This is a genomic window from Wolbachia endosymbiont of Rhagoletis indifferens (assembly GCF_048537595.1).
Taxonomy (GTDB): Bacteria; Pseudomonadota; Alphaproteobacteria; order Rickettsiales; family Anaplasmataceae; genus Wolbachia.
In genome coordinates, this window is sequence record NZ_CP175923.1 from 1,046,676 (window position 1) to 1,073,377 (window position 26,702).

Here is a 26,702-nt window from a genome sequence, read left to right on the forward strand (position 1 = left end):
TTATGTCTTCACAATATTTCTGGGTTTTTACCTATATAAGCTGAAACGCGCTTATAAGTCGTTTAAGACAGTATAGTACGCCAATTTGAAGGATTAGAGAGTGAACACTAATTACCACGGGATTTCTTTTGCCTTTTTTTCTGCTTAGTAAATTTCTTAAACATTTTAGCTAAGGTTAGTTGCACTTAAAAGCAGCTAAATTGCAGTGTTTAAGACTTAAAAAACGCCAATACTGAAAATAGACAGTGACCAGGGTTTCTTTTGCCTTTTTTTTCGTTTGGTAAATTTCTTAACGTTTATAGCTAACATGAAGCTAAGTACGAACTTTGTTAAACACAACAAATGGTGTCATGCCAGTGCTTGACACTGGCATCCAGCCTTCCTGCAATCTCATCGAAAACGTTGTATTTCAACGTAAAACATCTATTTTTATGCTTATCAACTTAGCTGGATCCCAGTGGGCTTTGTTGCATAGCACCTTAAGCAGTGATGGTTTACGACAAATTTATGTAATGATTTCAAATTTAGCCATACCAATATCAGTGAATTTGTTGAGCAAATAGCACTTAATTAGTAATTCTTTTTCACGATTTACTTCAGATTTATTCCTAAAGCTAAATCCAAATACTTGCTTCAACCTTGAGAAAAATCCTTCTATGTAAGATCTCTTTCCATAAATTGCTTCCTTTTTCCACTCTTTTACACCATCTTGTCCATATAATTTTATTAACCTAATAGCAGCATTTCTGTCAGACATATAATCTATTTTTGAATGTTCTGCTGCATCCTTTTTTGGTAGAACTTTTGTCTTTATATCGTATTTCTTACACAATTTATAAAGTTTGTGCCTATCGTATGCCCTATCTGCATATAATGCTTTTATTTTGTGCTGAAAATTAACTTCTTCAAGCAAATCGCAAGCTCCATAGTGGTCAGAGTAGACGCCATTACTGTATCTTGCAGCTATAGCTTTTTTACTATTCACACTTAACATAACATGTAACTTTCTTACTTGCTCGTAGCTTCGGTACTTTCTATCTGCACTGTTTTCCTTACTGTGGCCAGGAGTGTTACTGTAAATGCTGATACTTGTGCTATCTATGATAATTTCAATATTTTCCATGTTGCTTTTATCAACCCTGCAATCATTTATCTTAATATTAAGTTTTTTAAACCTTCTTGATGCTTGTGAATAGCTGATAACTGCCAAATTTTTTCCTATTTGTTGCAGATATCCTTTTATAAACCCCACCGTTTGTCTTAAACCAATTCTAAAAAGATTGACAATTATATGCACCAAAATTACGACTTTATCACTGTAAATATAGTTGCCGCCCTGCATTTTTGGACTATTTTCATACCAATTTTCGATAGCTTCATCGATGTAACGAAAAATATTTCCCCTTTTTTCAAGGAATTTGTTATATTCGTTTTGGTTACTGACTTTCATTTTCTGTGGCATATTTTTTCTTCAACAGTTAAATGGTTATTTATAATGAATTTTGTCAGTAGCCACCAGATTTTTTCGGTTGCTATGCAACAAAGCCATCCCAGTGTCAAGCACTGGGATGACATTATGGGGCGCTGGCCTGACAATCGTCATCCCGCTGCTTGTTAGCGGGATCTATGCTAAAAGATACTGCGGCGGTATGACGGTTTGTGGTGGAATGACGATAAGCTCGTCATTCCGCTACGTGTTAGCGGAATCTATGCTAAGAGATACCGCGAATGAATCGCGGTGTGACGGTTCGCGGCGGTATAGTGATTCGTCATCCCGCTACGTGTTAGAGGATGAGATACCGCGGCGGTATGACGTAGAGTCAGCGTTAGCTATAACACAACACTTTTATACTCACCAAATCAGTTTGCTTGCTTACAAGCAAACTTTCCTGGATCCAAGTAGTCAAGGCACTGGGATGACATCATTCTTGGTCCCTTATATCACAACGTTCGTACAGTTGCGTTTTAGATTAGGCACTGATGCATTACTTCCAATACCTTCTTACCAATCACTGCAGGGGTTTCAGCAATTGCAATCCCGGCACTCCGCATAACTTCTAGTTTTGCACCAGCACTTCCACCGCTGGAAGAGATGATTGCTCCAGCGTGTCCCATACGTCTTCCTGGAGGTGCTGTTTGACCTGCTACAAAACCAACGATTGGCTTTTTAGTTTTTTCTGTTTTCACAAAATGTGATACATCTTCTTCTTCGTTTCCACCTATTTCACCAATAACTACAATACCATGAGTATCGTCATCTTTTAAAAAGAGCTCCATACAGTCGACAAATGTCATACCATGAACTGGATCTCCCCCAATTCCGATACATGTGGATTGACCAAGACCAACAGCGGTTGTTTGTGCTACTGCTTCGTAAGTTAAAGTTCCAGAGCGAGACATAATTCCTATGTATCCACGCTTATGGATATGGCCAGGCATAATTCCTATTTTGCACTCTTCAGGCGTAATAATTCCCGGACAGTTGGGACCAACCAATCGACTTTTTGAATCAACAAGCGCGCGCTTAACTTTCACCATATCAAGTATAGGAATGCCCTCTGTAATACAAACTATCAATTCTATTTTTGCATCTATTGCTTCAAGTATTGCAGCAGCAGCAAATTTAGCAGGTACATATATAACTGTAGCATTTGCACCGGTTTTTTCTTTGGCTTCTGCTACAGTATTAAAAACCGGTAAACTAAGGTGAGTGCTACCACCCTTTCCAGGAGTTACACCGCCAACCATTTTCGTCCCGTAGTCAATAGCTTGCTCTGAATGAAACGTACCTTGTGCACCAGTAAAACCCTGGCATATTAATCTTGTATCTTTATTTACTAAAACGGACATGCTTTATTTTACCTCTTTTACTATCTTTTGCGCAGCATCACCCAGTTCATCTGCAGCAATAATATTTAATCCTGACTCTTCTAAGATTTTTTTTCCTTCTTCAAAATTAGTACCTGATAATCTAACCACTAGAGGAACTTTAATGCTCATTTCTTTTGCAGCCGCAACAATTCCACTTGCGATAATATCGCAACGCATTATACCACCAAATATATTAACCAAAATTCCTCTTACGTTGCTATCAGACAATATGATTTTAAATGCTTCAGTTACAGTTTCTTTACTCGCTCCACCACCAACATCCAAAAAGTTAGCAGGCTCTGCTCCGTAGTATTTTATTATATCCATTGTTGCCATAGCAAGACCTGCACCATTTACCATGCAACCAATACTGCCATCCATTTTGATGTAACTGAGCCCATACTTTGAAGCCTCTATCTCTTCTTTCACTTCTTCATCATAATCACGAAGTTCCATAATTTCTGGGTGACGATATAAAGCATTGTCATCGAAATTAATTTTCGCATCGAGCGCAATAAAATCTCCAGAACTTGTTTCAACCAGTGGATTAATTTCAATTTGGCTCGCATCAGTTGCAATAAACGCATCATATATATTTTTTGCAACATTTGTTATTTTTTCTATTTGTTCTGGACTCAAATGAAAACTGCTGCTTAACTTGCTGCTATCAAAACTTGTAGCAGAATCAATATCAAATTTCACAATTTTTGCGGGAGAATTTTTCGCCACTTCTTCAATGTCCATTCCACCTTCTGAGGAAAATATGAATATTGGCCTACTGAGCTTCGGGTCGATTACCAGGCTTAAATAATACTCTTTCTTAATGCTTGAGCCTTCTTCAACGTACACTTTTCTTACTTGCTGCCCGCTTGGCCCTGTTTGATGAGTAACTAAAGTCATACCAATCATGTCCTTTACAAACTGTTGAGCTTCTTCAGCTGACTTTGCTAGCTTTACGCCACCGGCTTTACCCCTACCACCTGCATGAATTTGAGCTTTAACTACAAACACGTCAGATTTTAATTGACTTACTTGAGTCTTTACTTCTTCCGCAGATGTAGCAACAAAACCTTTTGGCACTGGGACATTAAATTTATGCAAAACTTCTTTCGCTTGATATTCGTGAATATTCATAAAACAACCAATGATAAACTATTAACTTGAGTACAAACTACCAACCATAACGCTGCCTTCTGCACTCTTGTTGGTACCTCTTTTTTTTAGCTTCAGCTTTCTTTTTAGCTCTTTTTTCTGATTTTTTTTCATGATATTGTTTTTTCATTTTCAACCCTCTTCCTTCCTTTTGAATTGTTTTTTTCAATACTGGAAGAGCTCTGTCTACATCACCATAATGGACTGATACTTCTATCAAACTCTATACCTCCTTCGGTAATCATTTCAAAATCTATTTATAAATTAGAAAATTAACATTGTCAATTATTTTATAAACTTGAGCATTAAAATATAATATGCCATAATTTACATGATAAATGATGTCATTCCAGTGTCAGCTACTTGCTTACTGATGGAGATTGCTCTTATGTTACAGCGTTTTTACAATTATACTAACATCGGGGCGGAGAGATTTGAACTCCCGACCCTTTGGTCCCAAACCAAATGCGCTACCAGGCTGCGCTACGCCCCGACTTCTTTACTCAGAGTATCAATAACTCAGGCAAAATGCAAGATTCATTTGTTTACTTTAGAAAAAATATAATACGAGATTTAATATTATCTTAGAATATGTTTTTTATTAGCTCCTCTTTAACAACAGAGAAGGTACTAGGATGACACCATCTGGATGCAAATTTCCTTAAACGTTCGTATAACTCAAAACTTTACTTTAGATCAAACTGCTGTATAGTGACTTTATAGCTTCAATTTTGTAATGAACATACCTAGTATAGGAAATTGTGATCTTCACAATAAAACCGTCTTACTCAGAGTTGATTTCAATGTTCCTATAAAAGATGGAGAAATTCGTGACGTCACTCGTATTTTGAGAGCATTGCCTACTATTCAGTATTTAGTAAATGCGAGTGCAAAGATTATTATTATATCGCATTTCGGACGCCCAAAGGCCAGAGACAATAATCTGTCGCTAAAAAATGTAATTGACACTTTATCGCAGTTACTAAATAAAAAAGTGAAATTCATTGATGATTGCGTTGGTGAAAAAGTGCAAAAAGCAGTGAGTGCTATGGATGCAAGAGATATAATATTACTAGAGAATCTAAGATTTTATAAAGAGGAAGAGCAAAGTGACTCAAATTTTGCCAAACAACTAGCATCTCTAGCGGATATATATGTAAATGATGCATTTTCTTGCTCTCACAGAGCTCACGCTTCTATTTCACGCATTACAGAATTTTTACCCTCCTATGCAGGATTTTGCTTACAAGATGAGCTAAAGTATCTTGAAAAAGCTGTATCGTTTAAAGCTAAACCTATTACTGCGATAGTTGGGGGAGCTAAAATATCAACTAAGATAAAAATGCTTATAAAGCTAACAGAAAAGGTTGATTACCTAGTTCTAGGTGGTGCAATTGCTAATAATTTTTTGTCATTTAGCAAAGTAAATATAGGGAAATCTTTCTTTCAAAATGGTGTTGACAACCTTCTACATAATATTGTTGAAACAGCAAATAAAAACAATTGCAAAATAGTTGTGCCAGAAGACGTTCTGGTTGCAGTAAACTCTGATTACAGCACTAGTATTTCAAGAAAAACTGAGTCCATTTTGGACGGTGATATAATTTTGGATATCGGACCACAAACTTTGAGTACAATAAGCAGTATAATAGCAAGCAGTAAGACTCTGCTGTGGAATGGACCTATTGGTGTTTTTGAACATTCAGCTTTTGCAAGTGGTACAATAGGGGTAATGAAAGTCGTAAGTGACTTAACGCACAAAGGAAAGTTAACCAGCATAATAGGGGGAGGCGATAGTCTATCTGCAATAAGCGCTGCAGGCCTTACCGATAAGGATTTTACATGTGTTTCCACTGGTGGAGGAGCGTTTTTAAGTTGGCTGGGTGGCGATGAAATGCCGGGAGTTGCTGCTCTGCAAAAATGCACTCAACATTAGATTAAAACTTTTTTAAATTGTTTCTTATAAGCTAGCTTTTTTGTGAACGTGATTATGTCGAAGACAGTTAAACTAATTTTGTGTTTAATAATACCAATAATAGGATTTATTTTTTATATTAAGGATCATTATTTTCACACCGGCTATGTAGAAGAAAATGTTAAGGTCAATTTTGAACCATTTTTCAGTTCACAACCAGCCACCGTTTCCAGAATTAACTGACTTCGATAGAGGAGTGTTGAAAGTTTGTGGAGATTGAGGAGCACATCCAGATAAAGAAGATTTCAAAATTTTACTTAGTTGTCCGCAGCATCAAGAAGTAGTGAAAGGAATATATGATGAGCTTGATCATCAAGTGATTACGCCAGATGCGGATTTGGAGTTATTTAAAGATGAACTGGCTAACATTTGGTTTACAAATAGTGGAAGTGAAAAAGAAACTATAGGGTTTGGACATATTTTTTGTGGTGAGCCAAACGATAAATTAGGTGGTATGCATTTTGTAGGTAGATATGTTGAAGCTCAAGAAGATAAATGGGCAGGTGCAATTTGGAATCCTATGCAATAAATCAGATATTAAGCCGCCAGTTTATACATTTGGAATGAAATATTTAGGTAAGGATGGGGAAGTCATTCCGCTACGTGTTAGCGCCGCGGCGGTATGATGTAGGAAAACCTTAGCTATAGCTTTAGAACTCCCAAAAGGTCAGGAACATTGAATGACTTGACAGAAAGTTCAAAATAAATTACCCATATAAAATGTCCTTGAGTCATAATTTTTTATATGTTAGATGTGGTATCAATTGCTTCAGATCATGCTGGTTATGAATTAAAATCAGAAATAAAATCCTATCTGGAAACCCTAGGTTATAGAGTGGTAGATCAAGGCTGTACTGCTAAGCAAAAGTGTGTAGATTACCCAGACTATGCTGTTAAAGTTGTAGAAGATATAACAAACAAAAAAGCAAATTATGGGATATTAATTTGTGGTACAGGTTTGGGCATGAGTACTGTGGCAAATCGTTTTGAAGGAATCTACGCTGCTTTATGTAACAGTGTTGAGATCGCAAAATTAGCTCGCGAGCATGGCAACGCAAATGTACTGTGTCTTGGTGCAGGATTTACTGCGAGTGGATTAGCAAAAGACATAGTCAAACAATTCCTCGAAACAGAATTTTCAAAAGAAAGCAGACATAAAAAACGCCTTGATAAACTCAGCAATATAACCTCTAAGAAAACAAAAACTTATAACGAAGATGAAATATCAAAATTCGCTAAAATAGCAGGCCAGTGGTGGGATGAGAACGGCAAATTCAAACCATTGCACATGATGAATCCTGTTAGAGTATCTTACATTATTGAGAAAATAAAAGAGTTAAAAAAATGCGATTTAAAAGAATTATCATTGCTTGATGTTGGATGCGGTGGTGGCATTTTGTCAGAGTCAATGGCACGCGTTGGCATTAACGTTGTGGGAATAGATGTATGTGAAGAAAACATCAAAGTAGCGCATTCACATGTGAAAAAAGTAGGGTTAAATATAGAATACACGCACACCAGCATTGAAGAGCTAAGCAATGACAAGAAGTACGACGTGGTTCTGCTGATGGAAGTAGTTGAGCATGTAGATAATTTAGAATTCTTTATGAGAAGAGCAATAGAACTGCTAAAACCGGAGGGGTTAATCTTTATATCCACAATAAATAGAACTATCAAATCCTTCTGCCTTGCAATAATTGGTGCAGAGTACATATTAAATTGGCTGCCTAAGGGTACGCATAACTGGAATAAATTTCTCAAGCCGTCAGAAATTGCAAATCACTTAAGAGAAAATAATGTAACGCTGCAAAACATGGCTGGCATGGAGTACAACGTGATAAAGCGTGAGTGGAATCTAACTAAAGGCGTGGATGTTAATTATATACTTTATGGAAACATTGTAGTTTGAGAAGGTTCTAATGTCATCCGAGTAGCTTGACTACTTGGATCCAGAAAAAAGAATGGTGTCATGAAAGTAGCTAACACTGGTTCCTTTATGACGATGTCATCCCATTTGGTGTCATTCCAGTCTGGAATCCAGCCTTTCCATAATCATCAAAAACGTTGTATTTTAACGTAAAACAGCTATTTTTATGCTCACCAACTTAATAAAATTCCTGGATTCCAGCGTTACGCGCTGGAATGACAGCAGTCCTACGTCATACCGCCGCGGTATCTCTTAGCCGCTAACACGTAGCGGGATGACGATTGTTGGTGAACCTAAGTTACTTTAGCTATATATAAAAGGTTTAAGTGGTTGTATTGATGTATCTTTGTATTAAAAAACACCCAATAAGCAGAGTTGTAAGTGGAATAAACCACAAAATGTAAGTGCTAGATTTTACAGGTGGTACGATTATAATTGAATTGCCGTAAGAATTTTTTAACTCTGAGATTATCTCTTCATCAGTGTATCCATCATTGATTTTTTTACGAATTGCTTCTCGCATATCATACGCAATCTGAGATCCAGATTCAGACAATGATTCGCCAGAACATATTGGACACCTTATTATTTCAAATAAACTGGTTGCTCGTTTTTCCATGCTTTTATCTCTGAGTTTATTATCCAGAGTAAAAGCGTTTACGCCTGAGTGGAATATCAATATGAAAAGTAAGCTAATTACTATTCTCATTCTTGGTTAATTGGATTATTTTACTGAGTTGGTTCATAAAATCAGTGATGGATAACTTTCCAATAAAGCTTGACCCTACATCATCATCGTACTTTATTGAAAATTGAATGCCATTATCAGTTGTTTTTTCTGATAAGGAAGGTACTAATTTTTCGAACGCATCTGAAGTTTTTGAGTCACCAATCATAAACGAGATTAATTCTTTATAATTTGATATAGCCACGTTGATTTTGTCTTTAAATGAATATGTAACTAAGTTGTAATTGTTTACCCCACCATCTGCAGCAAAAGAAAAATTATTACTTTGAATCAAAAATTTCTCTATATTGAAATTAATTCTGGAAGCTGAGATGTCGTTTACAAATTCATAATCAAATTTAGTGTCGATACTAAGGTAACTTTCAGGACTTGCAGTATTTTTATACCGATAAGTATACAAATCAAATCCTAGCTTAGCATTTCCACTTGGTTCTTTATCGAGGTGAAATTGAATGTAATTGCTTTTATCATTCACTTCAGTTATAACACTTTGCTGATTTTCTGAAACATCACATTTTAATCCATAATCTTCGTAACGAAGTGTACCTATATAGTCTATCACGCTGTTGAATCGCAATGAAGATGGTAAATCGTTTAGTCTAACAACAAAGTGGCTGCTATCGTTTGTGTGGCATTTTATATTCTTTTTCTCATCACCATGAACAGTAATATCAACTTCATTACTTGGTGTATAAATATATACTGATTTATCAAACAATCTGTTTTTCACCAGTAGAGCTTTAGATGAAATAGTCAATTGCTCATTGGAAAATTTTGGGTTTGTCACGTGGAAGATTAGATTAAAAGGAAATCCGCTAAAATCATATGAGATGTCAAATTTTTCGTCATTGATGTAGGATATTGTTTCAGCTAAAAGATTTTTTGTCTTCCATGCAGAAAGATACCAGAAACCGCTATATGCTGTTGGAACAAACAAGCATAAAGAGACGATAATATAGATAAAAACCTTACGCATAGCTAATCACTCCCTTGTTTATCCAGCGATATATTTCTTGTACCTCTTGGTATATTAACACACAAACCATCAATATCTTTTGTTATTTTAATTTGGCACCCTAGTCTTGATGTCTCTGTTAAGCCAAAAGCCAGATCTAACATATCGTTTTCCTCATCAGATATGGGATTATGCGTTTCTACAGCATCATAAAATTCTGGATCAACAATCACGTGGCATGTAGAACAAGCAAGAGAGCCTTCACATGCACCTTCAAGCAGATCTGGATCACTTCTGTGGGCTAAATTAAGCAAAGTTTCTCCCTCTGCAGCTTCATAGCTTTTCTTACTCCCATCAGGTAAAATAAAAGTAACAGATGGCATATTATTCCTATTAAAATCCTTACTAATTTCTCTATATCCTACAGGTAATAACTAATATTTGCAAACTCTTTACAATTCCAGTACCTATTTCTTGTTATCCAAGTATCTCCTTTAGCATAGATCCCGCTAACACGTAGCGGGATGACGATTGTCAGGGTGTCATCCCAGCGCCCCATAAGTGTTGAAAGTGCAATCACACAAGGTGATTAATGGTATGTAAATCTCCTCTTGATATCAACCTTCGTTGTTGGGAAAGCAGATAAACCACGTCGAAAATTCGCTTAAACCTTCTAACCACAGGCAAAAAGGCGCTTTTTTAATTTATTTTATTACCATTGAAATTTATGCCGTTAACCACCTTATATAATGCCACTTATAGCACTTTCAACACTTATGCCCAGCGCCCCTATGATGTCATTCAAGTAGCTGACACTGGTTCCTTTATGATGATGTCATCCCAGTGCTTGACACTGGGATGGCTTTGTTGCATCGCTAGCTATGATGGATTAAAGATAAAAAAGATGGAGAATATCAGTAGCTTATTATTCTGGTATTTATAACAAGAACGGTCAGTGAATACCTAAATTTGAGTAAAAGAAATTTCACTACCACTCACTAATCCGGCTAAAATTCAAGAATTTCAATGCTTTAGCTATTTTCAATAGAATTAAGTTTATTAATATAAATAATAAATTACTATTCTTAAATTTGATCAGATTGATTGCAAAAAAACAAGATTTTCAATAGGTTGCTTATAATCCTAACTATAGTTAGCCTTTCATAAGTAGCGATGCAACAAAGCCCACTGGGATCCAGAAGACTTAATTTCAACCAAGTGGCTGCATAATAAAGACTGGATGCCAGTGTCAAGCACTGGCATGACAGCAGTCCTACGTCATACCGCCGCGGTATCTCTTAGCCGCTAACACGTAGCGGGATACTTAACCATCATCTACACCGTCATACCGCGATTCATTCGCGGTATCTCAAAGCATAGATCCCGCTAACACGTAGCGGGATGACGATTGTCAGGGTGTCATCCCAGTGCTCCGACACTGGTTTCCATCCAAGACGGTGTCATCCCAGTGCCCAGACACTGGGATGGCTTTGTTGCATCGCTACTTATGAAAGGCTAACTATAGTTAGGATTATAAGCAACCTATTGAAAATCTTGTTTTTTTGCAATCAATCTGATCAAATTTAAGAATAGTAATTTATTATTTATATTAATAAACTTAATTCTATTGAAAATAGCTAAAGCATTGAAATTCTTGAATTTTAGCCGGATTAGTGAGTGGTAGTGAAATTTCTTTTACTCAAATTTAGGTATTCACTGACCGTTCTTGTTATAAATACCAGAATAATAAGCTACTGATATTCTCCATCTTTTTTATCTTTAATCCATCATAGCTAGCGATGCAACAAAGCCCACTGGGATCCAGCCTTTCTGCAATCTCATCGAAAACGTTGTAACCACTTTCTATGATAGTTTGCTTGCTCACAAGCAAACTTTCCTGGATCCCAGTGGGCTTTGTTGCATAGCACCTTAAGCAGTGATGGTTTACGACAAATTTATGTAATGATTTCAAATTTAGCCATACCAATATCAGTGAATTTGTTGAGCAAATAGCACTTAATTAGTAATTCTTTTTCACGATTTACTTCAGATTTATTCCTAAAGCTAAATCCAAATACTTGCTTCAACCTTGAGAAAAATCCTTCTATGTAAGATCTCTTTCCATAAATTGCTTCCTTTTTCCACTCTTTTACACCATCTTGTCCATATAATTTTATTAACCTAATAGCAGCATTTCTGTCAGACATATAATCTATTTTTGAATGTTCTGCTGCATCCTTTTTTGGTAGAACTTTTGTCTTTATATCGTATTTCTTACACAATTTATAAAGTTTGTGCCTATCGTATGCCCTATCTGCATATAATGCTTTTATTTTGTGCTGAAAATTAACTTCTTCAAGCAAATCGCAAGCTCCATAGTGGTCAGAGTAGACGCCATTACTGTATCTTGCAGCTATAGCTTTTTTACTATTCACACTTAACATAACATGTAACTTTCTTACTTGCTCGTAGCTTCGGTACTTTCTATCTGCACTGTTTTCCTTACTGTGGCCAGGAGTGTTACTGTAAATGCTGATACTTGTGCTATCTATGATAATTTCAATATTTTCCATGTTGCTTTTATCAACCCTGCAATCATTTATCTTAATATTAAGTTTTTTAAACCTTCTTGATGCTTGTGAATAGCTGATAACTGCCAAATTTTTTCCTATTTGTTGCAGATATCCTTTTATAAACCCCACCGTTTGTCTTAAACCAATTCTAAAAAGATTGACAATTATATGCACCAAAATTACGACTTTATCACTGTAAATATAGTTGCCGCCCTGCATTTTTGGACTATTTTCATACCAATTTTCGATAGCTTCATCGATGTAACGAAAAATATTTCCCCTTTTTTCAAGGAATTTGTTATATTCGTTTTGGTTACTGACTTTCATTTTCTGTGGCATATTTTTTCTTCAACAGTTAAATGGTTATTTATAATGAATTTTGTCAGTAGCCACCAGATTTTTTCGGTTGCTATGCAACAAAGCCATCCCAGTGTCTGGGCACTGGGATGACAAAAAAAGGAGCACTGGGATGACATCATTTGTTGTGTTTAACAAAGTTTGCACTTAGCTTCATGTTAGCTATAAATATTAAGAAATTTACCAAACGAAAAAAAAGGCAAAAGAAGCCCTGGGGTTATTATCCGCTTTAAAATATTGGCGTTTTTTATGTTTTAAACGCTTGACAAGCGAAATTCAGCTGCTTTTAATTGCAACTAACCTACGCTGCAAATGTTTAAGAAATTTACTAAGCAGAAAAAAAGACAAAGAATCCCCGAGTTAGCTAGTCTTTTACTATCTCTGTCGAGTATTGGCATTTTTTGATGTCTTGTAACGCTTTATAAGCGCGTTCAGCTTATTTAGATAAAAATCTAGATGTAGATGAAGTTTTGTAAAGACATACAGTATCTATATACTGCAAAAAATTGAACATAAGACGCCGATACATTAAGTAATCCTTACCTTTTAATCTGCAGATTGGCGAAAGCAAATACAATAGCTTCAGTTTCATGATAAGGGGGCTGGCGGAGTTTGTCAAGGAAGTTTTGTTTCTATTGAATGACAGTTGTGACCTATGCAAGAAGTCTGTTGTAGTTTGTACGATATCTTTATAAAATGGTTCGCATAAGTTATCTAGCAGTGCAACTAAACAAATACAAAAATCAAAACGTTGCGGTTTTTGGTCTTGGTAAAACTGGTTTATCCGTCATTAACGCTCTAATAAAGAGTGGTGCAAGAATATATGCATGGGATGATCATGAAGAGCGAATAGCAAATGCAAAAATGATGTATAAAAAATGTAATTTTATTCATCCCAAAGAATATAATTGGCAGGAGATCAGTGCATTGGTTTTAAGCCCTGGAGTGCCAATAGAGCCACATTGGATAGTAAAACTTGCAAGAAGTTTTGATTGCAAAATAAAATCAGACATTGAGCTATTTCTTGAAGCTAAAACTACAAACCAGAAGGTAATAGGCGTCACAGGAACAAATGGCAAATCAACCACCACATCACTAATAGGGCACATATTAAAATCTGCAGGGAAAAAAGTAGCTATTGGTGGAAATTTAGGCGTTCCTGTTTTGGATCTAGAAAGAGATGCAGAAATTTATGTAATTGAATTTTCCTCTTTTCAATTGGAGTTGATGAATGAAATTAACGTGGACATTTCAGTACTGCTTAATATTACACCAGACCACATAGATAGGCATGGAAGTATGGAGAATTACATAGCAACTAAATTAAAACTGATAAACGGTAGTGAGGTTGCCGTGATAGGATGTGACAATGAGATTACCGCTGATATATTCAACAAATTCACTGGAAACAAAATTCCAATCTCAGTAACATATTCCCCGGTGTCATTCCAGCCACCCTCTTTGTCATCCCAGTGCTTGACTACTCGGATCCAGAAGATCTCGTTAAAACTAGAGAGTCATAGCTTATCAGTAAGCGACGTGAAAATAAACCTAATATCCAACGCAGAAAACATAGCAGCCGCATATGCCGTATGTAAGCTACTTGGAGTAGATAGCAACACTATTATCAATGGAATCAAGTCCTTTTCAGGACTGAGGCATAGGAATGAACTGCTTGGCAAAATAAGAAATGTGTTTTTCGTGAACGATAGCAAAGCAACTAATGCAAAGTCGAGCGAAAAGGCGATCTTATCTTATGAAAACATATATTGGATTGTTGGTGGAAAAAGTAAAGAGGGTGGAATAGAATCATTAAGCAAGCATTTCACAAGGATTGGAAAAGCTTTTCTTATTGGGGAATCAACCGAAGCCTTTGCAAATGTTATGGAGAATAAAGTAGATTTTGTAAAATGTTGCAATTTGAAAAACGCACTTAAACTAGCTTTTGAAGAGGCCTTAAATAGTGCAGAAGAAGTAACAATATTACTTTCTCCCGCGTGTGCTTCTTTTGATCAATGGAAAAATTTCGAGGAACGCGGCGAAGCATTTTGTAGAATGTTTGAAAATCTCAGGTACAATCACACATGATGTTTAGTATAATGTTGCGTGGAACAAAAGTTAATAATAGATAAGCTAATTAGGGTTATTCCATTTGAAGGGATAAGCGATGAAACCCTATTAAAGGTGTGCACTGACCTTAATCTAGCTAATAGCTTTTGCAAATTTCAGAATGGAATATATAGCGCTTTGGAGCGCATAGCAGAGGACTTAAATAGCTCAATGGAAGCTGAACTAAGAAATTCTAATTTAGAAGATATAAAAGTGCGAGAGCGAGTAAAGTTAGCTATTCAAATACGCCTTTCAAACTACGCTAAGCTACCGAATTATAGAGAACTTTTAAAAAATGTTTTATCATTCTCCGTATCACCAAAAAATACATATTTTTCTAGTAAACTTTTATACAGAACTATTAGCGCGATTTGGTATGGCATTCATGACCAATCAACAGATTTTAACTACTATACAAAAAGAGCAATATTAGCTGGAGTGTACTTAAGTACGATACTTTTTTTTATCAATGATTATTCAGAAGATTTTGCGGATACTTTATCGTTTCTTGATAAACGTATCAACAATGTCATGACATTTCAAAAATTCAAAACTCGCTTAAAAGGAATCATAGGAAATTTCTTATAAGCCTTTCATCATACTGGTTATTCATATTTATATTCTCTTGTTTTTTTTTGATCTTTATGTTAAAATAACTAAATATTCATTAACGATAAAATGAAAGTTATTTATCATACCAATGGTAATATCAAGCCAGAAGAAAATACAAAACACGTGATAAACTTTTTTGGAGTACTTGGATGTATTAAGGTTAATGCTCGTAGTAAAAATCCACCTAAGGAGCAAGAAAGTAAGTTAGTTAAGCATTATTTTGACTATCCTTATTTTTCTAGAATTGTTAATCCAGAATTCTTTAAAAAAGAATTGAATGATGAAGAAAGAAAATTCAATAGGAGAATAGTATCACTATGGTTATGTTCTGCTATATTTTCTACTGCTTCTATTGTATCGTTATACTTGGCATACCAGAATCAAAAATCAAAAAAGGTACTTACAGGGTTAGCTTTTGCATCAGTAGTGCTATCAATTTTGGCTACCATATGTTTTATCGTATTTTGCCTATGGATGCTTTTTGACTTTGTTAAGAAAAGGTTCGTTGTACATAGAATCAAAAGCTTTTTGGAAAATGAAGTTAGCCCTGAGTGGATAAAGCGTTACAAAAAAGAACTTGTAGGTGACGATAAGGAAGTGGATGCAGAAGCTCACGATCAAGAGTTAGGAGAAAATAAAGATATAGAAGATATCGTGGAGTTTCTCTTGGAAAGAAAGAAAATTGTAGCGCTATATGAATTTCTAACAAACGGTGAAAAGTTAGTTCAAGCTGGAATGGCAATGGTAAACATGTTGCTTGTAAAAGGTGTGCATCCGAACGATATAATTTTGGATACTAACTCTCTTGGAGGAGGAATTGCAGCAGAAGTTTTAAAAAAGTTTGAAAAGCAAGGGATTTATTTAACGCTAATTCATAGTAATTCTTATAGCTCACTTAAGGATGCAACTAATAACTTTCCTCATGGGATAGGGAATTTTTTCATGAGACGGCTTCCTGCAAAATTCTTGAATTTTTGGTTTAATCGTTGCGGATTGGAATTTAATTCACGAGAGATTATAGAGAATACAAAATGCCCTGTATTAATTGCTGGCAGGAAAGGCGATACTGTAATTCCACAGGAAGCACAACTCGTTGGTAAACTTCCAGATTCATCCACATCTGACACATCTGAATGGTTTAGATGGAATATAGTACTTGAACACGATCCTCAAAACACGGAGTGTAAGAGCAAAAATATTCATGCTGATCATAAAGAACATTTAGTTTATCGTGAGGATAATGATGATATAACAAAATACACCAGTTACGAAGAAAAAGAAAATAAATTTATTGAAAAAGCACATAAATATTTGTTGAAAGGTGAATTTAATAGAAATTTTAAGCTAAAAGACTACTGTAAAAGTAGTATCTTTGGAAGCTTGACGAAAATAGAACTGAAACCCATCAATGAAAAGCATATACAAGTTTAAGTTGATAGAGAAAGAAAAATTATTCTTGCTATACCGTAGGTACGTTCCAAGATTATACTAAAGTTTTTATTGCACTCAAAACCTTCGTTTTTCCTAATCTCTAGAATTATCAATGCATCATCACTTAACCAGCCTGAGTGAGCTAGTCCATTCAACGTTGATTCAACTAGATTGCTATTGTAAGGTGGGTCTATAAAAACTACATCGCACTTTGAAATAGGTTGTGGCAATTTGTTAGCACTGCAACAAATTAGCGTGACATTGTCCGTAATTCCAAAATCTTCTGCTGTTTTTTTAGGCAGTTGCAAATTGTAATAGTCTGAATCTACCATGAATGCATGTTTAGCACCGCGAGAAAGTGCTTCAAATGAAAAAGAGCCACTTCCGCAAAATAAATCAAGTACATTCAAGTTATAAATAGGTTTTCTCGAAGAAAGTATACTAAATATTGCTTCTCGGACAATGCTCATAGTTGGCCGTGCAGCCAAATGCTTACCTGTAGTTATTTTTCTTCCGCGATATTTGCCTGCAATGATGCGTAGCATATTAAATAAGCTCCAAAATAATTAATTATTTATACTATATGATTAATGTCAATATGGCTTTAGCAGTTTAATAGAGAGAAGCTATCGAGCCGCTTGTAAGAAAAACACAAGACTCATCCGTTATCTTTTTCTGATTTGTCTGCTGCATTAATTGCTTGACCAATCTCATCTTGTAAATCACCATAACTATTTCCTTCATCGTGATTGATCCCTTCAATTCTGCTTTCTAATTCTAACTTAATTATGGTGTTGATTTTATCTATATCATCTAGGAAGCCTTGACATTCTTCATTACTATATTCCTCACCAGATGCCTTTTTTTCGATAAATAGACTTTTAAACTCTGCAAGATCAGAATTCTGATCGGTATTTAGTACAACATTTCTCTCTATGAAGCTAAGATCCGACAGCAGTAAGCTAACCTCCAACAGATCTTCACTTTTCACGCTTTTAAGGTCTTCAAGGCTTTCTAAAATACTAAACACCTTAAGCCTTTCTTGTGCAATCTCTTTGTCTTCCTTATCAAATTCAGACAATAAACTATGATTATCTACAAATTTCTCACTCAAAGCTTTATTTAACCTAGTGAGGTCGATATTGTTGTCCGGTGTGTTATCTAATAGTAGATCTACTCTCGCCCTACGCGCATTTAAAATGTCGTCGTAGTCATTTAACTTTATGTTGCCATCATCGTCTTGCTGCAATTTATAATAATCAAGGCCTTTGAAATTTTTATTAGTCTTCATCTTCAATCCTCTTCTCCTTTTGCATCTGGTTTCCTCATTGGTTCCGGTAATTTCCTTTTGACCGGTTGATCAAGCTTGTCTTTTTCTGGTTCTCTCTTGCGTCCTATGGTGTAATCATGAAGCTTATTCAAGAAATCTTGCCTATGCGATTTTGCTCTACAGAGCAGATTACCTTGGTAACCATCTTTTTCTCCTGTACGGTGGCTAACTCCTATAGAATCAAGGCCATGCTCCCAAGTAAATTTCATAGCATCTTCTATTGTATAGCCCAAATGTGATCCTACATACCCTTTGTAATATTCTAAATATCTATCAATTCTTCTATGCGCAATATCTTCTTTATCAACTCCAAATGCCCTGTAGATCTTTTCCTCAAGCTTATCGACGTCATTTTTAGGTGATGTTGCAAACTTTGTTGCTTCAATAGTAGCACCTACAAATTTACGTGGCACATCAATAACGTGTTTCAGCACACCTCCGACTCTTGGTATCCTGCCTAGTAGATTAGCTGTACCTCCAGCTAGTTGATTAGGGAGCCCAGTAGCAAATTTACCTAGAGACTCAAGTCCTCCACCAATAGCACCTTGCAACATATGCTTAGGTAGAGAAATTAACCCCATTAAATTAGTTACTCCAGCCTTTTCAAAAAATTTAGGTAACGGTATCTGAGATAATATACCACCTCCCTGATACATACTAGATATATTGTAAACGCTGAATCCACCACCAGCTATACTTGAGCCCATTTGTTGTACGAACTCGCGTAAAGAGAACATTAAAAATGAAAGCAGGAATAATACAAAGATTTCCCCTGCATTGATTAAATAACCTCTCTGTATGTCTTGCACCCTTTGGTAATCGCTATTTTCTTGATAATTTTTGCAATCCTCACAATCTTTACATTTCTGACAGTATTCACTGTTGGGATCCTTATATAACTTATGAAGTTTCAGTATTCTACAACCTTGTTGTTCTACTACTCTCTGCACCAAAGACTTTATCTCTCTTTTTAGATCTGGTCTTATGGTACCTTTTCTGTAGTCATCCACTATTTCCCTATAATTTTTACATTTTTCTTCATCTTGCTGAGATTGACAGTAAAGCTCTGTTATTTTACTATTCATACCACCTATCTTTTTGTCTATATTATTGATCAGTAATATAATGTCAGCCCTCTCTGATGCATGAGATAAACTATTTGTTAAGCGCACTAGATCTTTTTCACTACAGCCATTACTAACTACCATATCACTTTCTGCAATATAGTGGTCTGCTGGATTCTCCTCAGTACCAGGAACCGGGTTAAAGAAAGGATAATCTATATAACGAAAACCTTTTTCAACGTAACCCGGTGGAAGAGGGATATATCCAGCGCCGCCAGTAAATTTTATTGTACCACCTTCTCTGCTTAGTTTTTCTATACCTTCTATATTTTTATCTATGTTAAGTGGAGAAGCTTCTCCAAGAGTGTAAGGTACAAAAATTTGCCCTGGGGTCCAACCAAAGTACTGCTTATCAACGATACAAAAACCACCAAACACCCATTTTGGAGCACATAACCTTACCTCAAACCATTTATTGTAGCATACAGTAAAACCTAACTGCCTATAAAAGGTATTCATTATAATGGAAGCCAGTAATGACAAGAGAGTAAATATCATAATCGACTGTAAACAAAAACTGATGCAGAATTTTATCCAACCTTCAAATAGACTTTTCAACGGTGAAAATAAAATAGAAATTAGAAACAGTGGCATGATGGCTATAAGAAAAGCTATACCCATAAAACCAGAGAGGAATATTATGTAAGCATATAAGCACAGCAAGAAATATAAAACTATCCCTATGAAAATTGCCGGTATCATAAGAAGGCTTGCCCACATTTGGTAATGTAAAAACGCTGCAAACTTTTTCCAAACAGAGTAAGCAAAAAACTTGTTGAACATGTTCTCCATAAAACCAAACAACTCATCAGTATTTGAATTAGGAGCAAAGTTAGTAATTATACTTATCAATTGTTCAAGACCTTTGATGAATAAAACGAGAAAATGATCATAGAAAAACCTAAAACTTCCAGGAGATATAAGCACTATTACTAGAGTGATTTTCATCATTCTGATGAGCATATCATGCTTAGTTTCTCGTATCATGCCAAAAAGATAAAGAAGCGATGAAATCATTACAAATAGAACAAGCAAGGAAAGAACAAAATTGTGAAAGCTCGTACTTTTTTCAGCTATATTTTCGAACATAGCTTGTGCAACTGCAGGATCATTGCTATTAAAATGTTTTTTGCAATTTTCGTTAATCAATAATACACATTTTAGATAGTTATAAATGTAATCAAAAAACCCAAAACTACTTGGCTGCTGCACTCCACTTAAGAACTCAAAAGAGTAGCCACCTACATTATCTAAGTAATATCTATCTAATATTTTTACATATATTTTCCATCCCTTTTCTAACTTCATCGTCTTACAATTCCTATCTTTTAATTTAGTGCTATCTCTGTCTAAAGTAAAAAGTCCATTGTCGCCCTCAGCTGTGGAATTATAACCTAGATGTACAGTAGGATATTGAGGATCGCGCATTAATTTTAGATTTTCGTTAGGATCATCTTTCCCCGTTTGAAACAAAAGATAAGCACCATGACCATTGGTAAACCAACATGGAGCACCACGTGATACTGTATTTGCGCTATCATCTTCATTAATGCACTTGCAATTTACAGTGCAACTTGCATTAGGATTACTTGAAAATTTTTCTATGCTAGGTTTATAATCATTACAAACTAAGTGAAAGTCAGGTAGACTATTATCGCCTGACTTTCCTTCAAATTTAGTTGCATATTTTAACTGCTCCAAGCTCTGTAAGTTATAACTGCCTTTAGATTCCTTCTTGTTATTATTACTCCAAGATGTCCATGCACCATTAACTCGCACTTTTAAACTATCTCCATTGGTTTCGAGTCCGGTATCCTCCCACTTCACCACTTGGTTATGGTGAAAACCATAATTAATTTCGCCAGTTTCAGGATCAACAACTTCTCCATCTCCTGGAATAAACGCATCGTGGTCGCTTGAAAAATGAGCGCTTACTGCAATAGGTTTAGGACCAAAATAGTCAGCAGATATGCACCTTGGAAAAGGCATATCATTCTTACTACAACCTGTGATCAGCATATAAGCTGCAAGAAGTAATACCCTAAACCAACATTTGCCTAAGCGTGATTGCATATCTAAACTTTTTCCAAATACAGAAATAAATTTCTAAAACTTTACTTAAAATATCTTTTTAATTAGTTACTCCATAACATCATTCATATCTTACTCCTCTCCATTCTTGTTTTTAGCTTCATGATCACTAGAATTACTTCTTATTATTTCATCAGGAATTTCTTGCTTGCCTGATTGTTTTTTAGGTCTATCAGAATCATCACCCGTTGTTTTATCAGAACTTCCTTTAGAATCTTCTTTTTTGTTTGATTGATTTGGTGTATCAGGCAATCTAGCCTCAATTTTTCCCCGATCTTTACTCATTTTCTGCTTGATACTCTGTATCATACTTTGGGTCTTATCATCAAGGCCAACGGTTGACAGTATAGCTTGTGATGCGCTACCGGCAACTTTGCTAACACTTTGAGCAACCCCAAAACCAGAGCCGAATAGTGCTTGTGCCATAGTTTCTGATATAGAAACAAAAGCTTCCATTGCATTAGCAATAATTAAGTACATAAATGCTTGGATCAGATCTATGGGCAACGCTGCAAAGTGCCCACCAGCCCTTTCTCCGGTACTTAATGCAACATCAACATTAGTGCCAGGACTGTATCCAAGAGGCAGTATTGATTTCATCAAGCACAGATCATACGATAAGAAATTTACGCTAATTAAACATTGATAGCATGCAGAAAAATTTGTGAGATTGTATAGAACTGAATACATCAACTGATTTAAAAGAGATAAAGATGAAAATAAAATAACTGGTTGTACTGCAACGTGAGCCAGCGTTTTTATCCAGTTATCAAACAAGGGTTTAGTCTGTTGAAATAAAATAAACACGATAAACAAAGGTGTTAATGACAGTAAAAACGCTACTAGAACAGTAGATATTACATATTTAAACGTAGCGCTAATAATGCATTTTAAAAACGCAAAAGTAGCGTAGAGTATTGCCAAAAATGCAATAAAGCCAAAAGGACCAGAGAGCATCAACGATAAAAACTTTAACCAAGTTTCTGCTGTGAATAATACTCCTGCTGTTAAGTCTAAGAATGCAAATTTCTCCTCCCCTTCCCCTATATAGCCAGAAAAGCTATCAACTAAATAAGTGCTACCATCTATAAAAAGTCTGGATAAAGTTGTACCAAAAAGTTCCCAGCTTCTATCGCTAAAGGCAAAAGCTATAAATGCTATCTTGAACATTCTTACAATGAAATCAAATTTACTTAGCTGTATTGTTCCAAGCATATAGCCAACGACAGTAAATATAACGTATAGAGTAAGCAAAGCTCTTACTCCTTGAAGAAGACCTCTTGCATATCCTTTGTATGAATCTTTAACGCTGTCCCCAATTACTTCTTCTTTTATAAGTTTAAATACCCCGTTTACATTCGATGAAATAAAATCATTAATTTTTCTTTTGACAAATAAAGTTACTGTGTACTTATTATTTTCATAATATTTGCCATATTTGTCTGTAATATCACCTTTCTCTACATTGCTTACATCAATACCGAAATATATCTTCTTAGATTCTTTGTTCTGAAAGTGTTCTCCGCTTATTACATCTAATATGGTGTACTCATCTTTTCCGTTTATTCTTTCTCTCACTCCTACCACTTTGAAATCATTAGTTCCCACACCATGCAGATCTTTAGGTGGCTCATCACCCAAATACACATACAGTTTTTCGCCATTAATGTATTGACATGATCTAGTCACTTTAACATGGTACCCACCCCTATTAGCTCCATAGTGACCATAATCTGCAATAGCGAGCATCACACTACTACCAGATGTTACATTTTTTACTGTATAGTCACTATTTAATTTCAGAGAAAAATCCTTAAAATTATCACTAATTTGCGAACACACATTATCCTTTCTTGCACCTACTTCATTATCTGGAAGACATTGCATACCTTTAGCAGTACCTTGATTATCAAGATCACCAATTTTTGCAACAAGAGCCTCAGCCCAGGAAATATCTTCTTCAGTGTTTGATGTAAAATCAACATTAATCTGCTTAAGCTTATCTTCAACCTCTTTAAGGTGAGAATACATATCACATCTATTTCCTTTATCATATTTGCTATACCTTATAGAAGAGACACAGTTCCGTTCTTTGTCTTTATATGTATAATTCCATATACCCTTCTCAGTATAGCATATATTTTGATGGTAACAGTTGAGCTCATAGGAGGAGTACTTTTTTCTCTCATCAAGACTACAGTTTTTTCCATCACATAACTCGTTCAATCCTATTTTAGCGCGGCGCAAATCAAGTAGTGAACCATATCTCCATGGTTCGTTGTCTTGAATATAACCTTTATTAAAATGTACCTTATTATCATATGGGGTATACCCATTGCCAACTAGCACTTTGCTTTCCTTTGCTTTTGTTTTATCAAGAGGTAAAAATTTTATTTTATTTCTCTTTCCATCCTTGCCCTCACAAAAAAATTCCTCTCCCTCTTGCTTGCTAACATTCAATATTTCACTTGCTGACACTTTTTCACCTCCTTCTTCAGCTCTATAACAATTGTCATCAAAGCTGATACCTTTCCCTCCTGGATTGTCATAATCAATTGTTATCTTTCTGGGAACTAAACTGAAGCTTAACTTATCACCACGATTTACTTTAATTCCAGTGTCTACATAACGTCTATTGCTGCCAAATCCTTTACCGCCGCACAATTCGTTTTCATCAACGCCATAATTATTAGGCACATTATTAATATCTGCAGCTTTATTGTAATTTGGTTCTGAACCGTCGACACAAAAGCTAGCAGGTACAAGTACTTTCCTTGGATTTTTGTCTTCTTTAAAAGGGCAAAAATTTACTGATCCATCGAGGGTGAATTTGATTTCCTCACCCTCACTAATTACCTGACCAGAATCAACCCAATGAATTTTATCGGCTTTATGAACTGGAACATCCACATTAACGCTGGTGTTTCTGCTTTGCAACCCAGGTTCGACACAATCCATGTTACAACCAGTGATTGTAAGACACAGTATCAATAATAGTGATCTTTTACTTATCATTGCTGTCTTCCTGGTTGTGGTATCTGAGGCGTTGACCTTTGAGTCCCTTGTGGTATTTGAGGTCTTGACGCACCTGACTGTTGAGAAGTACCTCCTCCTCTTCTTTGAACGCTTTGTTCGTCTAACCCTACTGTTCCCATTAAGCTTTGTTGATACTGTCTTCCAGGTTCGCTTGCTACATAAACACTAAACAACGAGTCAGATATTGTCGAAGAAGCTTCAACTAAAGCTTTCATAGCGTGTCCCAAAATAACAAAAGCCATCATAGCGGTAATATTAGGTGTATATTTGGAAGCATAACCATAGAAGATACAAGGGTTAAAAATCTTTAGGTTAATACTAAGTATACACGTAGAGCAGACTTCAAAATCAAATACTGAATATATGATATAATCCATAACCTGACTTATCAGTGATATAAAAATTAAAAGCACTACCGGATGAATCGCAAATCTTGCTAAATTTTTAACCCAGTTGTGAAACATCTGCCTAGTATACGCAAATAAAAGACAAATAATAAAAATAGGTGCTAAAGAAAGTAATAACGCAACTATTGCTATAGATGTAATAAAAGAAAATAAGGCGTTGAAAATAGATAAGCTCACTGTGATTAAACCCCAGATCACTAAGCAAAAAGATACAATGCCCAAAGGGCCAGAAAATATAAGAGATACTATTAACAATACTGAATGCGATGACAAGAACCTATTGAGCGGCAAATCAAGAAACTCAAAAACATTTGAAGTAGTGCCTCTAAAATTTGCTATTTCTATTAGTTGTTTTGGAGTGTTAATAAGCATAGAGAATGCATTGTTATAAAAAAAGTCCCAGCTATTATCCTGCAACAGCTGGACGATGATTCCTATCTTTACGCATACAATTAAAAATTCATATATAGAAATATGAGTTAATCCAAAAAAGTAGTAAAGGGTATATAAGGTTATGTATAATACTAACAGCGATATTATCGTGGATCTAATGTTATTTGTTCTGCCTGATTTTATAAAACTTTCATAAAGAGACTTTACAGGACTGCTATCGGCATGAATCGCGTTAGGGTCTTTATAGCTGGAACCAAAAAATGCAGTTTTCACTTTTTCATCAAAGAAATTATATATTGCACTAAAAGTTCTTGTAGGTGGCTCTTTAGTTGTGAGGTTAATGCTAAACTGACCTTCATTTTTGTAATCGCAGCCATGGTCTCTTATTCCGTAATATATGGTACCTGTTTTGTCTTTTAACTTTTCTTTTAAGCTTTCCATGTATTGAACGTCATGAACTTTGCTAATATCCACAGATATATCCCCCTGATTTTCATCACCAGGCTGATGCTCAGGGAATTTATCAGAAACGCGTATGTATAAGTTGTTTTCCAGATTAGGAATCCTTGTTACTCTTATATTGAAACCACCTTTGTCATTTTTATCGTAGCAGTACTTGTCATTTCTACTACATAAACTAAAAGTTAATCTTGGTGTTCGATAGTTATCTCTTATCTTGTGATCACAATTAGTGCATAAACCACCTCCTGGAATGTGTTCAAAATCTTCACCATCCATGTGAATTTTCAAAAGTGTAATGCCAGTTTTTATCTGTTTTTCTTTTAGTATTTTACTAATAGCTTCAACATCAGACCGGGATATCTCACCTTCTACACTATTGTATTCAATATATGCGCAACCTTTGTTTCCGCTGCCGGAAGGAAATTTACATATACGTCCACAGAGTAAATTTAAAATGTGCGTATCTATATTACTTGCACTGCTCTCTGAAAGCTTGCTGCAATCTATATTTTCTCCTTGTTTTATAGATTTGGCAATCTTTTCAATCTTTTCTCTACTATTCTCTTTAACTAATTTTGATGGGTCTGAACTCCAATACTCTTTTCCATTCAACCATTCTGGGGTACCCACAATATACTTATTAGGGCATATACCATCTTGAATACTACCTTGACATTCTTCACGATTTAAAACGTGTGCAAAATACTCCTCTTCTTGTTCGCTGCACTTTTCATCAATTTTCACATACCTGATTTTTGTCTCACTCTCTTTATCTTTACACACTTTACTTCCAATAACACTAAAGCTTATCGTATCGTCAGCTTTAAGTGCAAATGGTAATGTTACGTCATTTCTCCCAGGTCGAATTGCAAAATCTGCATACTGCTTAGGACAAAAATTAATCTTGCTAGGCACTATATTAATCTCTGTTACTCTTATTCTATCTGAGATATTAACACCGGAATCAACCCACTTCTGCTCTGTTGACACTATATCTAGTTTTTCACGCAAACCTGATAAATTTTCTGGCTTAATACAGTGATCCTCCCCGCATCCAGACAATAAAAAAAGCACCACAAAACTTATGCATAGCTTACCCAAGTTTTGGTTACTTAAACGTTTAAGCATCTGTTACTTACCTTAACTAGC

The 26,702-nt window shown here is 35.4% G+C and carries 26 protein-coding genes, 1 tRNA gene and 1 pseudogene; 10 read left to right on the top strand and 18 right to left on the bottom strand.

The features are described from left to right. The first annotated feature begins 326 nt into the window (after positions 1–326). Positions 327–563, top strand: a complete 237-nt coding sequence (locus ACJZL1_RS05510; protein WP_353285147.1) for a hypothetical protein — start codon at positions 327–329, stop codon at positions 561–563. Here the strand turns inward: ACJZL1_RS05510 and ACJZL1_RS05515 are convergent. Beyond that, positions 506–1,462, bottom strand: a complete 957-nt coding sequence (locus ACJZL1_RS05515) for an IS5 family transposase (protein ID WP_264735368.1) — start codon at positions 1,460–1,462, stop codon at positions 506–508. The two genes, ACJZL1_RS05510 and ACJZL1_RS05515, sit on opposite strands and share 58 nt — an antisense overlap. After that, a complete protein-coding gene (locus ACJZL1_RS05520; RefSeq protein ID WP_419247131.1) occupies positions 1,447–1,575 on the bottom strand; it encodes a hypothetical protein in 129 nt (42 codons plus the stop codon). The genes ACJZL1_RS05515 and ACJZL1_RS05520 overlap by 16 nt, the downstream gene beginning before the upstream one ends. On the opposite strand from ACJZL1_RS05520, the gene ACJZL1_RS05525 reads away from it, so the two are divergent. Next, a complete protein-coding gene (locus ACJZL1_RS05525) occupies positions 1,569–2,054 on the top strand; it encodes a hypothetical protein (protein ID WP_419247132.1) in 486 nt (161 codons plus the stop codon). The genes ACJZL1_RS05520 and ACJZL1_RS05525 overlap by 7 nt on opposite strands. Here ACJZL1_RS05525 and sucD read toward each other — a convergent pair. From sucD to ACJZL1_RS05545, 4 genes are all read right to left on the bottom strand, one after another. After that, positions 1,966–2,850, bottom strand: a complete 885-nt coding sequence (gene sucD / locus ACJZL1_RS05530; protein WP_419247133.1) for a succinate--CoA ligase subunit alpha — start codon at positions 2,848–2,850, stop codon at positions 1,966–1,968. The two genes, ACJZL1_RS05525 and sucD, sit on opposite strands and share 89 nt — an antisense overlap. A gap of 3 nt (positions 2,851–2,853) precedes the next feature. Continuing rightward, positions 2,854–4,005: an ADP-forming succinate--CoA ligase subunit beta gene (sucC, locus tag ACJZL1_RS05535; protein ID WP_341812816.1), complete on the bottom strand. Its 1,152-nt coding sequence runs from the start codon at positions 4,003–4,005 to the stop codon at positions 2,854–2,856. Positions 4,006–4,042: 37 nt separating this feature from the next. After that, a complete protein-coding gene (gene rpsU / locus ACJZL1_RS05540; protein ID WP_006279819.1) occupies positions 4,043–4,243 on the bottom strand; it encodes a 30S ribosomal protein S21 in 201 nt (66 codons plus the stop codon). Between the two features lie 199 nt (positions 4,244–4,442). Next, positions 4,443–4,516 (bottom strand) — tRNA-Pro (locus ACJZL1_RS05545). 243 nt (positions 4,517–4,759) lie between these two features. Between ACJZL1_RS05545 and ACJZL1_RS05550 the strand changes: the two genes are divergently transcribed. The 3 genes and pseudogenes from ACJZL1_RS05550 to ubiG all read left to right on the top strand — a co-directional run bounded on the left by ACJZL1_RS05550 (position 4,760) and on the right by ubiG (position 7,907). Continuing rightward, entirely contained in the window at positions 4,760–5,959 is a 1,200-nt protein-coding gene (locus ACJZL1_RS05550; RefSeq protein ID WP_419247134.1) for a phosphoglycerate kinase, read from the top strand. A gap of 54 nt (positions 5,960–6,013) precedes the next feature. Beyond that, positions 6,014–6,591 (top strand): annotated as a pseudogene (locus ACJZL1_RS05555) (EndoU domain-containing protein); the annotation flags it as partial. A gap of 152 nt (positions 6,592–6,743) precedes the next feature. After that, positions 6,744–7,907, top strand: coding sequence for a bifunctional 2-polyprenyl-6-hydroxyphenol methylase/3-demethylubiquinol 3-O-methyltransferase UbiG (gene ubiG / locus ACJZL1_RS05560; protein WP_419247135.1), 1,164 nt, complete (start codon positions 6,744–6,746; stop codon positions 7,905–7,907). A gap of 340 nt (positions 7,908–8,247) precedes the next feature. Here the strand turns inward: ubiG and ACJZL1_RS05565 are convergent, their stop codons facing one another. Genes ACJZL1_RS05565 through ACJZL1_RS05575 form a run of 3 tightly spaced genes read right to left on the bottom strand, consistent with a single transcriptional unit; the run spans position 8,248 to position 10,011 of the window. Then, positions 8,248–8,634, bottom strand: coding sequence for a cytochrome c-type biogenesis protein (locus ACJZL1_RS05565; RefSeq protein ID WP_341818748.1), 387 nt, complete (start codon positions 8,632–8,634; stop codon positions 8,248–8,250). Continuing rightward, positions 8,618–9,649, bottom strand: coding sequence for a hypothetical protein (locus ACJZL1_RS05570; protein WP_419247136.1), 1,032 nt, complete (start codon positions 9,647–9,649; stop codon positions 8,618–8,620). Before ACJZL1_RS05570 ends, ACJZL1_RS05565 begins: the two co-directional genes overlap by 17 nt. Before the next feature lie 2 nt (positions 9,650–9,651). Beyond that, positions 9,652–10,011 carry a ferredoxin family 2Fe-2S iron-sulfur cluster binding protein gene (locus ACJZL1_RS05575; protein ID WP_265034587.1) on the bottom strand — a complete coding sequence of 120 codons (360 nt, stop codon included), beginning with the start codon at positions 10,009–10,011 and terminating at the stop codon, positions 9,652–9,654. Between the two features lie 344 nt (positions 10,012–10,355). On the opposite strand from ACJZL1_RS05575, the gene ACJZL1_RS05580 reads away from it, so the two are divergent. Then, a complete protein-coding gene (locus tag ACJZL1_RS05580; protein WP_419247137.1) occupies positions 10,356–10,571 on the top strand; it encodes a hypothetical protein in 216 nt (71 codons plus the stop codon). Between the two features lie 142 nt (positions 10,572–10,713). On the opposite strand, the gene ACJZL1_RS05585 is transcribed toward ACJZL1_RS05580, so the two are convergent. Next, positions 10,714–10,881 (bottom strand): hypothetical protein, encoded by a 168-nt coding sequence (locus tag ACJZL1_RS05585; protein ID WP_419247138.1) that lies wholly within the window; start codon positions 10,879–10,881, stop codon positions 10,714–10,716. A 148-nt stretch (positions 10,882–11,029) separates the two neighbouring features. Between ACJZL1_RS05585 and ACJZL1_RS05590 the strand changes: the two genes are divergently transcribed. Next, complete coding sequence (locus ACJZL1_RS05590) at positions 11,030–11,215, top strand: hypothetical protein (protein WP_419247139.1); 186 nt, start codon at positions 11,030–11,032, stop codon at positions 11,213–11,215. A 142-nt stretch (positions 11,216–11,357) separates the two neighbouring features. Here the strand turns inward: ACJZL1_RS05590 and ACJZL1_RS05595 are convergent, their stop codons facing one another. The 3 genes from ACJZL1_RS05595 to ACJZL1_RS05605 are packed head-to-tail and all read right to left on the bottom strand — an operon-like array spanning position 11,358 to position 12,677. Continuing rightward, on the bottom strand, positions 11,358–11,600 hold the full coding sequence (locus ACJZL1_RS05595) for a hypothetical protein (protein ID WP_419247140.1): 243 nt from the start codon (positions 11,598–11,600) through the stop codon (positions 11,358–11,360). Next, the gene (locus ACJZL1_RS05600) at positions 11,584–12,540 is read right to left on the bottom strand and encodes an IS5 family transposase (RefSeq protein ID WP_264735368.1); all 957 of its coding nucleotides are present in this window, start codon (positions 12,538–12,540) and stop codon (positions 11,584–11,586) included. Before ACJZL1_RS05600 ends, ACJZL1_RS05595 begins: the two co-directional genes overlap by 17 nt. Next, complete coding sequence (locus ACJZL1_RS05605) at positions 12,525–12,677, bottom strand: hypothetical protein (RefSeq protein WP_419247141.1); 153 nt, start codon at positions 12,675–12,677, stop codon at positions 12,525–12,527. Before ACJZL1_RS05605 ends, ACJZL1_RS05600 begins: the two co-directional genes overlap by 16 nt. 577 nt (positions 12,678–13,254) lie before the next feature. Here ACJZL1_RS05605 and murD point away from each other — a divergent pair. From murD to ACJZL1_RS05620, 3 genes are all read left to right on the top strand, one after another. After that, a complete protein-coding gene (gene murD, locus ACJZL1_RS05610; RefSeq protein WP_419247142.1) occupies positions 13,255–14,646 on the top strand; it encodes a UDP-N-acetylmuramoyl-L-alanine--D-glutamate ligase in 1,392 nt (463 codons plus the stop codon). A gap of 18 nt (positions 14,647–14,664) precedes the next feature. Then, positions 14,665–15,255, top strand: a complete 591-nt coding sequence (locus ACJZL1_RS05615; RefSeq protein WP_419247143.1) for a COQ9 family protein — start codon at positions 14,665–14,667, stop codon at positions 15,253–15,255. Positions 15,256–15,345: 90 nt separating this feature from the next. Continuing rightward, positions 15,346–16,710 carry an alpha/beta hydrolase family protein gene (locus ACJZL1_RS05620; protein WP_419247144.1) on the top strand — a complete coding sequence of 455 codons (1,365 nt, stop codon included), beginning with the start codon at positions 15,346–15,348 and terminating at the stop codon, positions 16,708–16,710. Here ACJZL1_RS05620 and rsmD read toward each other — a convergent pair. The 5 genes from rsmD to ACJZL1_RS05645 form a co-directional block, all read right to left on the bottom strand. Then, entirely contained in the window at positions 16,707–17,255 is a 549-nt protein-coding gene (rsmD, locus tag ACJZL1_RS05625; RefSeq protein WP_265026273.1) for a 16S rRNA (guanine(966)-N(2))-methyltransferase RsmD, read from the bottom strand. The genes ACJZL1_RS05620 and rsmD overlap by 4 nt on opposite strands. 113 nt (positions 17,256–17,368) lie before the next feature. After that, on the bottom strand, positions 17,369–18,001 hold the full coding sequence (locus ACJZL1_RS05630; RefSeq protein ID WP_265034581.1) for a WD_0853 family protein: 633 nt from the start codon (positions 17,999–18,001) through the stop codon (positions 17,369–17,371). A 2-nt stretch (positions 18,002–18,003) separates the two neighbouring features. Next, positions 18,004–21,237, bottom strand: a complete 3,234-nt coding sequence (locus ACJZL1_RS05635) for a type IV secretion system protein (RefSeq protein WP_419247145.1) — start codon at positions 21,235–21,237, stop codon at positions 18,004–18,006. Positions 21,238–21,327: 90 nt separating this feature from the next. After that, the gene (locus ACJZL1_RS05640) at positions 21,328–24,270 is read right to left on the bottom strand and encodes a type IV secretion system protein (RefSeq protein WP_419247146.1); all 2,943 of its coding nucleotides are present in this window, start codon (positions 24,268–24,270) and stop codon (positions 21,328–21,330) included. After that, a complete protein-coding gene (locus ACJZL1_RS05645; RefSeq protein WP_419247147.1) occupies positions 24,267–26,681 on the bottom strand; it encodes a type IV secretion system protein in 2,415 nt (804 codons plus the stop codon). Before ACJZL1_RS05645 ends, ACJZL1_RS05640 begins: the two co-directional genes overlap by 4 nt. Positions 26,682–26,702: the final 21 nt, after the last annotated feature.